The sequence below is a fragment of the Aquirhabdus parva genome, from assembly GCF_003351745.1.
Taxonomy (GTDB): Bacteria; Pseudomonadota; Gammaproteobacteria; order Pseudomonadales; family Moraxellaceae; genus Aquirhabdus; species Aquirhabdus parva.
The window spans coordinates 3,102,956-3,116,282 of the sequence record NZ_CP031222.1; the positions used below are offsets into that span (position 1 = coordinate 3,102,956).

Below are 13,327 nucleotides of genomic sequence, written 5' to 3' on the forward strand. Positions count from 1 at the left end.
CAAAGGGAAGGTCTAGCCCTTTGGGAAGAAATTGACGGGTGCAATTTTTGGGATGTTCACTTTCGAGTTGAGATCGGGGTTGAGGATGTTCAGCCCATTGGATTGGATATTGGGGAGATTGTTGCTGGTTGTGGACGGTAACGATGAGGAGCCGAAAGACTTACCGCCTCCCGCAGCAAGTGAGGTGCCGCCCGTAAAATAGGCGGCGGCCATCTGACCCGCCAGATTCATCATATTGCCAGCGCCCTGCCCGCGTGCGTTGGCAGCGCCGATGGTGCCATTGGCGATGGCTTGAGCGGCGTCGTTGAGTCCCGTCGAACGTGCCCCTGCCGCACCTAAAATCCCCTCTGCTTGGGCATTGGCTGCGCCTAAGATGCCTTGGGAGTTGGCGTTGGCTGCACCGAGTTGCCCTGTGTAGTACGCATTGCCGATACCAATCTGGTTATTGCCAATGTTAGTGGCATTTTGATAAGCCATATTGCCCATACCTTGGGCGAGGCTTTGGCCGTTTTGCGCAAGGCCTGCCAGTCGATTAAAGCGATTGGCTTGGTCGCTGTTATAGCGGTTATAGGCGTTTTGGTATTCTTGACTGGCAAGATTGCTGTTGTTGTTTTGCAGGGCTTTAAGGGTGGCGCCCGACATGAGACCACCGCCTGCAGCTGCGCTTTGCTGAATACCATTCATGCCTTGCTCCAGACGAAACTGATAGCCGGGATCTGCGCTGAAATCATTGGCACCAAAGGATCGGGTCAGGCTGCCGTCGCTTAGGCCTTGGGAGAGCTGACCCGTGGCTTGATTTCCAAGATTGCTGTACGGCTGCAAAAAACCTAATGCGGATTGGTAACCTTGATTCAAGGTATTGTTGGCATTGTTATAGCTATTCACCTGTGCCGCTGTGCCTGTGCCATAGGCATCTTGCAAAGCTTTGGCGGCTTGGGTCGCCGCACCCGATTGAATGCCTGCGGATTGGTTGTAGGCCGCGGCTTGTTGTTCAGCGGCTTGGCGTGCCGCGTCGGCCTGTGCTTTGGCGGCTTGTGCGGCGGCGTTGGCTTGGTTGGCACCGGTCAGGCTGCCTAAGAATCCACCCATGATTGTGCTCCGATGTGATGATCTTGATGTGATGTGGTTTAAGGACTGATGAGGTAGGTAAAGGTAAACGTGCCTGAGATGGTGTTGATCAGGCTATGCACTTGGATATTGACGGTACCATCTGTGGTGCACACGGCATGGGCGATAACGGCTTCGGTCGCCAAGGTCGCGAAGGGTTTATTCGCCACCATCATGAGCTGCGAAGTGGTTTTGACGTCAGTGTCCAGAAACGAGGTGCTGAAGTTTTTAGCCGCCGTTGCGCCCAGATTGACATCAACCGTCTTCATGATCGGTGCCAAACGACGGGCTTCCAGCGTGGTCAGGCGCGGCGTGGTTGCGGCTTTAAAGGTCTCTAAATCGGTCAGGCGTGTGCTGGTCGTGCTGTCAAAATTTTCAATCGCGGTGATGCGTGATTCGTGGTTACTGTCGTGCGCTTCCAAAGTGGTGAGCCGCGTGGTGTGATTAACACTGGTGTTTTGTAGTGCGCCCAGCCAGTTTTGCGTGGTGGCTTGGGTATTCTTGATTGCGGTAATGTCGGCGGAACTATCGCTGATTTTGTTGACTTTCGTGGTAAGACTAGTCAGCGCAGACTGGGTTGTGCTGCTACTGGTTTCCAGAGTGCTAATCCGACTAATGCTGCTGGTCAAATCAGATTGATTGGCTTTACTGGTTTTAAGTCCGTCAACACCATCCCGCAGGGTGTTGATACGGCTGGTTTGGCTATTGTTGGTGATGTTCGCCAGATTGGTGGCATTCTGGGCGATGGCGGCGGTCGAGAGCGCCTGCTGGGCGGTGGCTAATGCGGCTTTAGCGCTGTCGCTCGATTGATTGGAAAGACCATCGAAATAAAGTAACCACTTAGCACTACAGCGCCCACTCTCAAGCGCAATCGGATCATAGGCCGGGATTCCACTGCTCATGATAGCCGCGCCTCAATAATGACGATGTTGACCGGATCGGTGCAACGTACGCGAAACACCCGATCGCGTGCGGCACCCATGCGCCGGGTTTCAACGCGTTTACGATATTCGCCGACATTACCGAGAGGCAGTAAGCGGTTGTTTGACCACGTGTGTCCATAGTCATCTGACCAACTGACCATGAGTTGGGCTTCATCAGTTTGCATCATGCTTCTCCTTACTTGAACCCATAAAAAAGCCCACCAAGGAAGTGGGCTTTAGAGTTCATCAGCAGGTTTACGTTCGATTTCGATCTGGATACGCAGTTTGTTGTTCATCGCGACCCGTCTTAATACATTACCTTCGACGGGTCCCAGCGGGTATTCCACTCCAAAGCGATCGCGCTGTGCTCGGAAGAACAAGGAACGATCTTTAAGATAGAACATCAGTACATCGGAGGCACTAGACTGGGATGGACGTTTGTCATCGAGACAGAGTCTAGGGTTGGTAATGCCGAGATAAACGCTGGTGACCTGTGCACCGATTGCGGTGTTATACCAGTAGAGTTTCGGAACATCGTTTTGTACATAGGCGATATGCGGACGCATATTCTGGTCAAATGCCAATGCCACTTCGGTGATGCGCTGACCGGTGATCAGCTCAATCGCAGGGGTGTTAGGCGCACTGACCGCGATACCTGTACGGGTAATGGTCGCTGTCCACGTTTGGACTTCGAGTCCTTGGCTACTGTTGTTTAAGGCGATACCCCCGAGCTCGGTGTCGGTGGTATAGCGGAACGGTGTACTGTCGGGCGAGCTAAACTCGCCGATGATGGGCGTGGTCGAGAGGGTCTGGTTAGGGAGCATTGCGGCGGGACCAGGAGACCGAAAATGCAATTGTGAGTGATTTCGTGTTATCTTTTGCAAGAGGGGGATTAAAACCGAATTGCCAACTGGAGCCGCCAACAAATTGTAAATAAACAGAACTAATTAACCCTCCAATTACATTCTGATTAAGTCCAAAAATATAAGACCCTGTTACTTTCCTAGAGTTTGCTAGGTAAGCATCCAAACTACATGCCGAGGCTCCGGCACCTGAGCCAGAGGGGCTACTGGGTGTTAAGCCAATTAATCCAGAATATATCGTTGCAAATCCTGGATTACTTTGCAAATAAAACTGAGATCCTAACTGAGATCCCCAATTACTATTCGTGACAATAGCTGCCCTTCCCGTCACGGTCACATCCGTCCCATTGACATTTATCACACTCGTCGCATCCGTTGTCGGAGGGTATAAACGTAGCTCGTAGGTTACATCTAAAAATTCATTCGCCAGCACCGTAATCGTCGTCGGATTACCGCCTGTATCTAAAATAAGCGCTCTTGAAAAAAGTGATGTTGCCGTTGCAATGTTGTTGGTGTTATTCCACCCAACACCCACTTCGGACAGATTCCCTGCTGCAGCGCCTTGCGCAAAGCGAAAGGTTCGGATATACCAGCCATAATACGGCGCAGAACCTTGAGCGCCATAATTGGTGGCTTGTAATGTTTGCGTAGAGGCGATTTTATTATCCAAAGCTGTTTGAGAAACAATAGGGGTTGAACTGCCACTGCCTACCCTACAGTCTGTGAGATAACTCCCTTTGCCCATCTGCTCAAGTCCAGCATCAAGGATGAGATTATCAAACTCGGCCAATCGACGACGATTACCACATTCATCAACGGCCTCCATTATGAAATGTCCGCTTAGTCCAACTTCTAAGTTCATATGAGGGCTATTCCTGTAATTAGTGAGGAAACATCGAGGTATTCAGATTGCATGCTGGTTTGTACGAGTTGCTTGCTGATACTCATCGCTGTGATAGACGCGGAGGTATCCAAAAATTCAGGCGCATTGGTATAAATGCCATAACTGGCGAGAACATCGAGGGTAAGCCCTGTAATGCTTGCTGATACATCCAATAGTTCTGGGTTATAGTTTGAATAATTCCGATACGACACCAGTGTCTGTATATCAATACTTGAAATCCCCGCCGAAACATCGAGAAGTTCAATCGTATTTGGCGAATACAGCATATGCCCCATGTCAATCGCCCCCGCTGAAGTCAACGCCTCCACCACCATCACCGGATACATCTGACTGGTATAACGCTTTAAAATGGGCTGATCAGGATTTTTTTTTTGCTTAGGATTGCCCGTTTCGCAGACAATCTCTAAGCGACTATAGCGGCTCATCGCCCCACCCGTTTCGACCACCGGACAAGTCCGCTCGCGAGTAATCACATTGCCATCATCGCTATAGGTCTTGGGATCTAAGGCATAGATCTTGCCGTTGCTATAATCACCGACGTAATGCGTTTCATTGAAAAAAGCATGGACATGCGCCCGATGGCGATCATGCTGCCCCTGACGATTCGTCCAGGAGCGTTGGTGCCAAAGCTGGGTGGTCGCATCAAAGACAAAAGTAGTATTCCCCGACGGAAAACTGATGACATAAAAAGAATGCCCATTTTGTTGATAGGCATAGGCCACCGCATCTTTTAACGTCGGATAGCTACTGATTTCCGCTTCAATCGCATGGTTGCTAATGCGTTCAGGCAGACCTCCGCTGCCCATCATAATCTGCCCAGAACCAAACTCGGTGACCGCAAGCCAGACCACCCCAGCCCCAAAACGCACGACCGAATTCGCTGCCGCGCAGCCGATTTCCAGCACGCCGCCAGGCATCCGGGCAAAAGGCAGATCAAGATCCTGATTGGAGTAATAGCGCTCAGTAGTCTGTGTACCAAACATCCAGATTTCGCGCTGAAACTCGACCATCGCCACCATCGGATCAGGGCTGGCTTCGGCGGTGGCATAGGATGCCCCATCGATATTGGTTGAGTACAAATCGGTCCAAACAAAGCGATCCGATTTCTCTTTGTTGAGCACAAAACGTCCATCTAGAAACAGTACGAAGGATGAACGCGGAATATTGGAGCCTTGCAGTGTGGTTAACACCAGCGTCTTTAAATCCAGCACCTGATTGGTTGAACCATTAACGATCATGGCGACCGTGCCGTTGTCGGCAATGGAAACCAGACCCAGCCCCATGATAGTGCCTGTGATCTGGGTCAGATTGAATCGCCCAGCAGGGCTGTGGTAGAGCTTCTTGCCGATTACCGCTAGCAGTGCGCCATTGGACAGCACACGCAAAGCGCGCACAGGCGCCTCATCGCCGAGAAATGCCCGCACCAATCCTGGGGTCGGGATCAGGGCGGAGACCCGCGTGCCATTGGGTACCTCAATCGCTTGCGGATACCAGTTAATGGTATTTTGGCAATCAATCACAAGAGACGATAGCTGATAGGCGGGTCCGACAATCGGTAGATTAGCCATAGTAACGCCCTCGCAGATGACGACTCATCCGGCGTAAAGTCACATCGCCTTCGGTTTTCATTGGGCTGGTACTGTCACGCCGTACTGCGGATAAGCTGTTGACTGCGAGCGCTTGAAGCTCCGTTGCAGGCTCCAGCGCATTGTCGAGGCAGATTTGCACGGCCAAGTTATACATGATGGCGGAGGCGTAACCGTCGGGCAGATACAAGGTGTCCAGCACCTTGACGTTCTGCGGTAAAAAGCCCGAACGGATCGTCAACGCCCAGCCATCCAGCAAGGTATTCAGCGCCTCTAGTGATTCCTGCTCTTGACTTGCGTTCAGGTTTTCACCAGATGCGATGAGGTTTGCCTTGCGTGCTGCCTCCCGAAGCAAGGTCAAAACAGGTTTCATGATGAGCTGCCTAAGTCAGAATTAAACGGAGTCGGATCAATATGGGGCATTGCTTCAACGGGCTGTAAATCAGCAAAATCTTTAAATCCTGCTTTACGGGCTTTGGTCTCTGCACTTTTATCGGCCACAATGCGATAGTCATCAGGCGACTGATAAAGGGCCTTGGGGTATTCGAGCATGTCTAAAATCCTTGGGCTAAATGGTGATCCGTAGACCAGCGATAACAAAGCCACCCGAAGATGGCTTTGTCGTTTGTCAGAAGGGAAACGTCAGCCCGTGATTACAAACCCACGCCAGTACGCACGCCCCAGTTATTGCGCACACCAGTAAAGCCATACAACACATCCAGACGCGTGCCTTCGAAGTTATTCACCCCGTCGCCAAAGGTCATACAGCGGATGGCAAAGGTGCCCGCATCAAAAGTACTGCCGACACAGCCCGCCAGTAACTTCTGCGGCACAAAGGCCGCTGCATAAGCATCACCCTGATAGGCCAGACCTTGCTCGATGGTCTGGTTGGCTGCACCGACGAAGGTCAGACCGGTACCAGACGCAGGAGAAGCAGTCACGTTGGCATTGGCCTGACCTTGCGGGGTGATTTTTGGATAGATCGACAATGCACCCGTCGTACCGCCCATGGTCGCATCCGCCAAGACCACGAACTGCATTTGCACGCCCGTATCCTGCTTGGTCAGCGGATGGAGCATGTTCACGCCAGTTAAGGTGAAGATCATCCCCGCCTTAAAGATCGTGCCATTGGTCACGCCACCAATCGCCAATGTCCCACCCGTTTGCGAAGCACCCGAAACGGTGACACCCGCAACCTGCGTACCATTGGTTGAGCGATACAGCGATTGATGCTCATGAAAATCAAAGCCGGCATAGCGACCAATCCAGCCTTCGGTGTATTGCTTGGACAGGTCTTTTTGTGAGTTGAATAACTGACGCGAAGCCGATACCAGACCCACATTCATATTGCTGGTGATCAGCGCTTTACGGTTGTCATCAGGACACAGATTACGCTGTAGCGCTGCACGCGCGTAGTCATAAGGAGACAGCGTGGTCAGCGGTCCAGTGTTGGCGACAAAGTTATTGGTCAGCGTGATCGCACGTTGCAACATGTCCGCTTCCACTACCGACACCAGCGCTTTGACCGCTGGTTTTAAGATGCGCTCTTTGTAGCCGCCTTTGGCATTGTATTGCCCAAACTTAAGCGCCTGCTCGACCGAGCCAAACTTGAGACCCACATGCTTTGGCGTATCGACTTTCAGCAGGATGGTTTCTTCGACCGCGTTTTTGGCGGCATCGGTGGGTGACCAGACATCACCGTCGGTGACTACTGGTGTCGGTGGAATCTTGATGCGTACCGACTCACCTGCGGTATAACCGCCACGGTCTTTGCCGAACTCTTGTTCACGGTCGCGGTTGATGGATTTGACGAAGGTGGATTCCTCTAGAAACATCACTGCCGCATCTTTAGCAATAATGTCATGGGTAATCAGGGTGTTATTTGAAGTAGGCAATGCCATGTGTTGAATCCTCGATTATGATTAATTTGAAAATCAATGTGAAAGTCAGTTAAAAAAAGCGATTTAAAGCCCTAGCGCAGCCCCTTCGCCGCCAGAAAATCGCGATCACTCATCTTGTAAGGATCGCGCTTAGCGGAGGCATTGCTGGACACGGGGCTGATCGGTTTAGGCAGGTGCGCGGCCTGTGGGGTATGCTGGCGGCGACTGCCCTGTTTGACGGCGGCACGGATTTCACCTAAACGCATGAGTTGCTCAAGCGGTGGCATTTCCAAGAAGTCACTGAATTCATCCAAGTCCTGACCCAGCTCATACAAAAGTGCGGGCGCAACGTCGCTTTGTAAAATTACATCGCGAAGATGAGCAGGCAATCCATCATCACCCACCAGCACGCTGAGGTTATTCACCACATGCTGATAGTCTGGATTTTCCTTGCTGAAGCGTGACTCTGCCTGTACAAAACGCTGCCCGACCTCAGCCTGCACAGCCGCATGACGCTGCTCCTCAAACTGATGCGAGACCTGCTGATACACTTGCCGGGTCGCATACTCCTCCAGCGCGTGCTCATAGTCGGCCAGCGTATCGAACCACTCGATCATCGGACGACCATCCTGCGGACTTTGCTGCACTGGCTCTTCATAGCGCTGGCGCAGCTCATGGGCCACACGCTCCGCCTCCTCGGCACGGCGATCCGATTCATATCGCATGCGCGTCAGTTCAGCGATGCGCCGTTCGATGGCAGGCGGTTTGATTGGTTTCGGCTGCTCCTCCTCTTGAGACTCATCATCGTCTACATCCAAAGACTCAGCCTGCAAGGTCTCAAGTTCTGGCGCATCTCCAGTCTCGCCGCTGCCGTCAATGACAGGGTCAATGGCTTGATCGAAGCCTGCGTTTTCGGTTGTATCCATATCGGTTTCCTTTTAGCCCTGAATACCGTCAGGTGCGGTGGGTGATGCGGGTGCTGCGGCAGCCATGGGGTGCGCGTGACTCTCGATCTGGCCGTCATCGAGCGCGAAAGGGTGTGGCATGTTTGGTGATATTCCTTGCGGTATCACCTGTTGCGGTAGATGCAGTGGCATAGGAGCTTGTCCCTGTTCAGGCGTAAAAAAACCCGCTTGCTGCGGGCTTTGTTGAGGGTTTAGGTTGAGGCCCTGATTCGGATCAGCCGACATCAGATCTTGATTGACCTCGGCTGCCAATGGTGCGGGCACCTGCATATGCTGCAACATCAGCTTCACCGCATTGGTCAGCTCGTTTAAATTCTCTTTCGACTCATTGTTCATCTGGGCAATCGAAAGCCTCACCTGCGCATCCATCTCGGCCAGTTGCGCCTTATGATTCCGCTCGGCCTGCTTATCGGCAACCGCTGCTTGCAGTTGCTGCAATTGTTGCTGGAGCTGCTGCACCGTGGTATCAGCCTGCTGAAGATGCTGTTGCACCTCAGGGGGCAGTGGCGGCTGTCCATTAGGTCCGGGGGCATTGGGATCATTTTTGAGTTGCGGCGGAATCGAACGCTCGACTCGATCGGCAATCTCGGCAATACCCACACCATCCAGCGAACGCAGGATCAGATCACCCGCTTTTTGCATCAAACTCGGATCAGCGCGCACCAACTGTTGCAGCACCGCGGCTGTCTCTTGGCGCTGGGTGTTGTAGTTGGCACCGGTCTGCATCCGCACATCATAGCGACCAACGGTTAGATCATTCAGCCAACCATTTTTACTCAAGGTCTGGCCTTTTTGCAGCGGCTGACCGGGCATCATCGGTTGATTTAAAGTCACGGTTTGTGGCTTGCCGTCATCGCCAATAATGCGCTTGATATGCTGCTCGGTATAAAACGCCTGATACTGCGGGATCAGGATGCGTCCGACTTGGGCTATTGATTTATTGAGGTTATCGGGAAAGTGAAAGTTCGAGGTTTCCTGCTGGTTTTGCAGCTTACCGATGGCAATCCCCGACTGATCACTTTGCGCAGAACCCATCGCCGGCGCGTGCATATTCAGCACATCGACAATCGACTGCTGCGCCCCCATCGCGGCATTCAACACGCCAGACGGTGAACCAGGAAAACCCACCCGCTGCGGTGGTGGCAGTTGTTGTCCGGTTTGGTCGTCGCGATAGTTGTAGTGCAGTACGCGCAACCCTTTGGGATTCTTCCACTCCTCCTCATAGCCTGCGATCTGCTCGACCGCCGCCACATACGGCGCATCGCTCATCTCTGACAGTTGATGGGCTTCGGTGGATTTCCAGTAGTTAAATAAGCGCGCTGGATCTTTGGCAAAGTGCACCAGACTAAACACATGGCGGTCTTCGCCAATCCATGTCACCTCGCCATACACAGGCACCACCGGAATCAGTTGACCGACAAAAACGGTGCGATCCAGTACTTTGTTGCCAGAAACCTTGTACCAGTTGATCACTTTTTTGGCGGACTTGCGCGTCTTGATCACCTGCTCGCCGGCACTCACATCGCTCTTCCATTTGGTCGAGCCATCACCGAGCAGGCATAGTTCTTTTTCCTCCTGATCGAGCGTGAAGTACTCCGCCACCAGCACTTTCTTATCGCTGATGTTGTACCAAGACGACATATCGGAGAGGTCGCTGTCAAAGTCACGCACGGCATCATCGCCATGCTCTTTGATCAGTTGCTCTTTATCGACCCAGCTTTTCACCAATGCGCGGGTGTTGTCACTGCCATCCAGCGCCTTGGACATCGGGTCGATGTAGACCGATTCGGTGTTATGCACCGCGACGATGCGTGGCTCTTGCTCAAAGCTGTCCTCACTCACGTAGTCGGTAATCACACGAATAAAACCCATGCCACCGTACACGGCATTTTCCGCTGCGGCGTCATAGGCCGACTCGGCATCGCTCACCACTTCGGTATCTTTCACCAAGCCTTTGAGGGTTTTGGCGGTTTCGATATCGGCGTAGGAGTCCACGGGTACGGGCTGGATTTGTGGGCGGTTTTGTCGTTGGGTATTGATCTGCTGGCGGCAGTAGGTGCGCGCAAGGTTGATCTCAAGGCTTGGCAGGTTGTCTTCGTCACGTTCTTTTTTGGCGACCGCATCCCACTGGGCGCCGTCGATGGTGACAAACTCTTTGTCCTCACGGCCTTTGGCGTAGATCGGGTTCCAGTAGTTTTGTGCTTCGGTGAGGAAGTCCCGAATCTCCGCCAGTATCTCGTCATCGGTTTTTTGCTTGGGTCTGGACGTTGAGATGTCATCGTCTTTTTCCACATCCAGATCGATGTCGGGATGATCGAGTGATTGAGGTGGGTTCATTGGGGGCTCTCGTTTGCGATCAAATAGGGTTTAAAACTTTTGTGGAGGCGTAAAAAAACCCTGCGGGAGCAGGGTTTTTTTATCGAAAAAATTTAAGGTTTAAAATAGCTCAGGCACAGGCTCTAAACTCTTGTGAACGTCTCTTAATCACTGAAGCAATACTATGCAAAATGAAGTCATCTGCGTTGACAAGCTTCATATGACTCAAAACGGTTTCTTGACCGTAAGTTTTTACTAAAACACCAAATAATTCATCGGCATAAGATTCAGATATAGAGCTAACAGAGCGTAGATCGATCTCGATTACACTTTCTTGGGAAGAAATCGCTTCTTCAATTTTCTGCCGTTGTGGTATAGCCAAATTACGCGAAGCTAAATCCCCACTTGGCAATTCATGATATATAATATTCATTTTAGCCACCTCTTAGCCGCGACATTATAGCAGCTGTCTCCGCATCAATAACATCTTTTTCTATTTGACGCAATAAGGAAGACTCTTTAAATCTGCAAGAAATAGTAACCCCTTTCCATGGAGTTTTTACAGCGCTAAACTCTTTCGTATTATTCCGCATCGTAAATAAAGAATTACCTGAGGCTATGTGTAATACGCCATCGTATCTCTGAACAAGGCTTACTAAATTTGCCAAGCCCAAACCTTGATGATGATTTTCAGATGTCACAACGCCAACACGACCCATTGGACTTACGCCTGTAAAATCCTCTGGCAATCTCTGAAACCACTCGTCTTCATCATCTGCATGTTTTGTTGAATGACCCTCTACTATGCACCACTCAATGGCCTCTTGATCCGTGGATGCATAATTCTTTCGAGATCTTTTCATCTCTTCCAAAAAACCAAAACCGCGATCAGCTAATGCAAACTCTAGATAATAATCTCCACGATTCGTTCCTGTAACAGCCCATTTTTGAGCCATTGAAAATCCTGTTGATTTGCCATGCGACCAAACATTATCGTGCAACTCACCAACGACTTTAGTTAATTCACTTATTCCTTGAGATTGGCGATTTCGAACAAAGTTCCGAATACAATTATTAATAGTTGTTGTTGCGTTATCCACTTGCTCAGCATTATGCAATGCTGTTATTGGGGAATAGTTTCGCCCTTCATTCACTCGCTGAAAAGCGCCTACATCATTTCCCCATAAAACTCTGTGTAACCCCAAAGTTCGTAAGTAACTCATTACCTCAGAATGAGTATCAAAGGATCGCTCATCTACTCGCCGTTCAAATAATACGGCTGTTAACGCGGCTATAAAGCCTGGACCATAATGGCCCTTATCTAAGTAACAATCCCCATACTCGTCAAAACATGAATTTATTCGATTTAACGCAACTTGTAACCCAAGCATGACGGAAACAACCATTACTTCTTATTTAATTATCTTGATTATAGTTCTAGGAAAGCTTTCGATTCATGTTTTCTCATAAAAATTAAATATTAATTTTATTTGACTACTGAAATTTCAATATTTATATCACTCCCCCCTTCCCTCCACATACATCCAAAATAACGGCGACAGCACCAAGGTTAATAGCCCGACCATCAGCACAAAGCCCGAGCCAAATTCGACCCCGCGTCGCAAGTCAGATGAGCAATAAAGGATCAGGGATACCGTAATGAAGAACCCGATACACAGGGCAAGCAATTGAATGATTTTAGTGATCACGGGGAGCGTCCTTGTTGAATACATGGCACCTGCTTTTTAGCAAAGTGCGTGCCAATGGTTTTTCCTTTCACCTGAGTCTAAACTAAGCTGATCCAACTCACCAAACAGTCCATTATCTCGCTATTTGAAGGCATCCCCCAAAACAAAAAAAGCCACCCTCGCGGTGGCTTTTAAAAATCGTACATCATCATCCCATCGCTGAACACAGCTCCACCAGCACGCCATCCAGATCCCGCACATAGGCCACAACCTGTCCCCACGGTTTCTGCTCAGGGGCTTTGACATCGGTCGCACCTGCTGCAAGAGCTTTTTGATACGCCACTTCAACATCCTCCGCCACAAAAGCCAGTTCCACACCTAAGGGCGCTGCTTGCGGATCAGTTTTGATGTAGTGACCATGCAGGTTCAGATCACCCATTTCATGGGTGGCAAAGGCAAGCGCGGTTGCGCCCGTCTCAAGCTCGCCGTATTGATTCGACTCATGCAGAAAGCGCGTTTCAAAACCAAAGGCGTCTTTATAGAAATTTAACGTGTCAGGTACGGAACTGACATAAACGATGGTATAGCCGAATTTCATTGCAAATCCTTTGAACGCTAAGGCTGTATCGGCTCATCAATCTTGGGATCATTGACCCAGTAGTGATTGTTCATGGTGGTGAAGCATTTTTTGGCATCGATGTAGTTAAAGTCCTGATCGACTGGGCACAGCTCATTGACCACGCGCATGCACTTGACCGCCACGGTGTAATCATAGCTGTCGCCGTCTTTAGCCTCATTCAAGCACAAGCTCCATGAGTCATTCGGCGTGATGCGCTTATTGTTCAAACGGACCATCTCAGCAAAAGAACTTTCAAAAGCAGGCTTACACGACTTCTCAACACGCGCCTGATCTTCGCCCATGTTCTCCGCTTGCTCTTCGCAGCGGCTGATTTCGGTCTTAAGGATTTTCTCATGCGGCAGTACATCAAACACCGTATGCATGTGCGAATAGAGACCCGCAGACTCTGCGAGCGCAAGCGTTGATCCCGTCAGGGCTACAACCAGAAAAAAAATAGTGCGCATTACCATGCCTCC

At 50.7% G+C, this 13,327-nt stretch carries 16 protein-coding genes; all 16 read right to left on the reverse strand.

Annotation, left to right across the window (positions count from 1 at the left end; genetic code table 11):
- Positions 1-12 precede the first annotated feature (12 nt).
- Positions 13-1,089: a hypothetical protein gene (locus HYN46_RS14020; protein ID WP_114899962.1), complete on the reverse strand. Its 1,077-nt coding sequence runs from the start codon at positions 1,087-1,089 to the stop codon at positions 13-15.
- Between the two features lie 38 nt (positions 1,090-1,127).
- Entirely contained in the window at positions 1,128-2,009 is an 882-nt protein-coding gene (locus HYN46_RS14025) for a hypothetical protein (protein WP_114899963.1), read from the reverse strand.
- Positions 2,006-2,218 (reverse strand): hypothetical protein, encoded by a 213-nt coding sequence (locus HYN46_RS14030; RefSeq protein ID WP_162818214.1) that lies wholly within the window; start codon positions 2,216-2,218, stop codon positions 2,006-2,008. The genes HYN46_RS14025 and HYN46_RS14030 overlap by 4 nt, the downstream gene beginning before the upstream one ends.
- Positions 2,219-2,266: 48 nt before the next feature.
- Positions 2,267-2,854 carry a hypothetical protein gene (locus HYN46_RS14035; protein ID WP_114899965.1) on the reverse strand — a complete coding sequence of 196 codons (588 nt, stop codon included), beginning with the start codon at positions 2,852-2,854 and terminating at the stop codon, positions 2,267-2,269.
- Positions 2,844-3,755, reverse strand: a complete 912-nt coding sequence (locus HYN46_RS14040; protein ID WP_114899966.1) for a hypothetical protein — start codon at positions 3,753-3,755, stop codon at positions 2,844-2,846. Before HYN46_RS14040 ends, HYN46_RS14035 begins: the two co-directional genes overlap by 11 nt.
- On the reverse strand, positions 3,752-5,365 hold the full coding sequence (locus HYN46_RS14045; protein ID WP_114899967.1) for a packaged DNA stabilization protein: 1,614 nt from the start codon (positions 5,363-5,365) through the stop codon (positions 3,752-3,754). The genes HYN46_RS14040 and HYN46_RS14045 overlap by 4 nt, the downstream gene beginning before the upstream one ends.
- On the reverse strand, positions 5,358-5,744 hold the full coding sequence (locus tag HYN46_RS14050) for a hypothetical protein (protein ID WP_162818215.1): 387 nt from the start codon (positions 5,742-5,744) through the stop codon (positions 5,358-5,360). Before HYN46_RS14050 ends, HYN46_RS14045 begins: the two co-directional genes overlap by 8 nt.
- An 8-nt stretch (positions 5,745-5,752) precedes the next feature.
- On the reverse strand, positions 5,753-5,935 hold the full coding sequence (locus tag HYN46_RS14055) for a hypothetical protein (protein WP_114899969.1): 183 nt from the start codon (positions 5,933-5,935) through the stop codon (positions 5,753-5,755).
- A gap of 101 nt (positions 5,936-6,036) precedes the next feature.
- Positions 6,037-7,284, reverse strand: a complete 1,248-nt coding sequence (locus HYN46_RS14060) for a P22 phage major capsid protein family protein (RefSeq protein ID WP_114899970.1) — start codon at positions 7,282-7,284, stop codon at positions 6,037-6,039.
- A 71-nt stretch (positions 7,285-7,355) separates the two neighbouring features.
- Positions 7,356-8,189 carry a hypothetical protein gene (locus HYN46_RS14065; RefSeq protein WP_114899971.1) on the reverse strand — a complete coding sequence of 278 codons (834 nt, stop codon included), beginning with the start codon at positions 8,187-8,189 and terminating at the stop codon, positions 7,356-7,358.
- Positions 8,190-8,201: 12 nt separating this feature from the next.
- A complete protein-coding gene (locus tag HYN46_RS14070; protein WP_114899972.1) occupies positions 8,202-10,565 on the reverse strand; it encodes a portal protein in 2,364 nt (787 codons plus the stop codon).
- Between the two features lie 109 nt (positions 10,566-10,674).
- Positions 10,675-10,977 carry an STAS-like domain-containing protein gene (locus HYN46_RS14075; protein WP_114899973.1) on the reverse strand — a complete coding sequence of 101 codons (303 nt, stop codon included), beginning with the start codon at positions 10,975-10,977 and terminating at the stop codon, positions 10,675-10,677.
- Between the two features lies 1 nt (position 10,978).
- On the reverse strand, positions 10,979-11,950 hold the full coding sequence (locus tag HYN46_RS14080; protein ID WP_210009200.1) for a hypothetical protein: 972 nt from the start codon (positions 11,948-11,950) through the stop codon (positions 10,979-10,981).
- Between the two features lie 111 nt (positions 11,951-12,061).
- A complete protein-coding gene (locus tag HYN46_RS17330; RefSeq protein ID WP_162818216.1) occupies positions 12,062-12,277 on the reverse strand; it encodes a hypothetical protein in 216 nt (71 codons plus the stop codon).
- A 163-nt stretch (positions 12,278-12,440) separates the two neighbouring features.
- Complete coding sequence (locus HYN46_RS14085) at positions 12,441-12,830, reverse strand: VOC family protein (RefSeq protein ID WP_114899975.1); 390 nt, start codon at positions 12,828-12,830, stop codon at positions 12,441-12,443.
- A gap of 17 nt (positions 12,831-12,847) precedes the next feature.
- The gene (locus tag HYN46_RS14090; protein WP_114899976.1) at positions 12,848-13,315 is read right to left on the reverse strand and encodes a hypothetical protein; all 468 of its coding nucleotides are present in this window, start codon (positions 13,313-13,315) and stop codon (positions 12,848-12,850) included.
- Positions 13,316-13,327: the final 12 nt, after the last annotated feature.

Bases quoted from the DNA above. Each gene is read 5' to 3' on its own strand.
- HYN46_RS14030 (WP_162818214.1), bottom strand. From the start codon at position 2,218: ATGATGCAAACTGATGAAGCCCAACTCATGGTCAGTTGGTCAGATGAC.
- HYN46_RS14020 (WP_114899962.1), bottom strand. From the start codon at position 1,089: ATGGGTGGATTCTTAGGCAGCCTGACCGGTGCCAACCAAGCCAACGCC.
- HYN46_RS14065 (WP_114899971.1), bottom strand. From the start codon at position 8,189: ATGGATACAACCGAAAACGCAGGCTTCGATCAAGCCATTGACCCTGTC.
- HYN46_RS14025 (WP_114899963.1), bottom strand. From the start codon at position 2,009: ATGAGCAGTGGAATCCCGGCCTATGATCCGATTGCGCTTGAGAGTGGG.
- HYN46_RS14035 (WP_114899965.1), bottom strand. From the start codon at position 2,854: ATGCTCCCTAACCAGACCCTCTCGACCACGCCCATCATCGGCGAGTTT.
- HYN46_RS14055 (WP_114899969.1), bottom strand. From the start codon at position 5,935: ATGCTCGAATACCCCAAGGCCCTTTATCAGTCGCCTGATGACTATCGC.
- HYN46_RS14090 (WP_114899976.1), bottom strand. From the start codon at position 13,315: ATGCGCACTATTTTTTTTCTGGTTGTAGCCCTGACGGGATCAACGCTT.
- HYN46_RS17330 (WP_162818216.1), bottom strand. From the start codon at position 12,277: ATGTATTCAACAAGGACGCTCCCCGTGATCACTAAAATCATTCAATTG.
- HYN46_RS14070 (WP_114899972.1), bottom strand. From the start codon at position 10,565: ATGAACCCACCTCAATCACTCGATCATCCCGACATCGATCTGGATGTG.
- HYN46_RS14075 (WP_114899973.1), bottom strand. From the start codon at position 10,977: ATGAATATTATATATCATGAATTGCCAAGTGGGGATTTAGCTTCGCGT.
- HYN46_RS14060 (WP_114899970.1), bottom strand. From the start codon at position 7,284: ATGGCATTGCCTACTTCAAATAACACCCTGATTACCCATGACATTATT.
- HYN46_RS14085 (WP_114899975.1), bottom strand. From the start codon at position 12,830: ATGAAATTCGGCTATACCATCGTTTATGTCAGTTCCGTACCTGACACG.
- HYN46_RS14045 (WP_114899967.1), bottom strand. From the start codon at position 5,365: ATGGCTAATCTACCGATTGTCGGACCCGCCTATCAGCTATCGTCTCTT.
- HYN46_RS14080 (WP_210009200.1), bottom strand. From the start codon at position 11,950: ATGGTTGTTTCCGTCATGCTTGGGTTACAAGTTGCGTTAAATCGAATA.
- HYN46_RS14040 (WP_114899966.1), bottom strand. From the start codon at position 3,755: ATGAACTTAGAAGTTGGACTAAGCGGACATTTCATAATGGAGGCCGTT.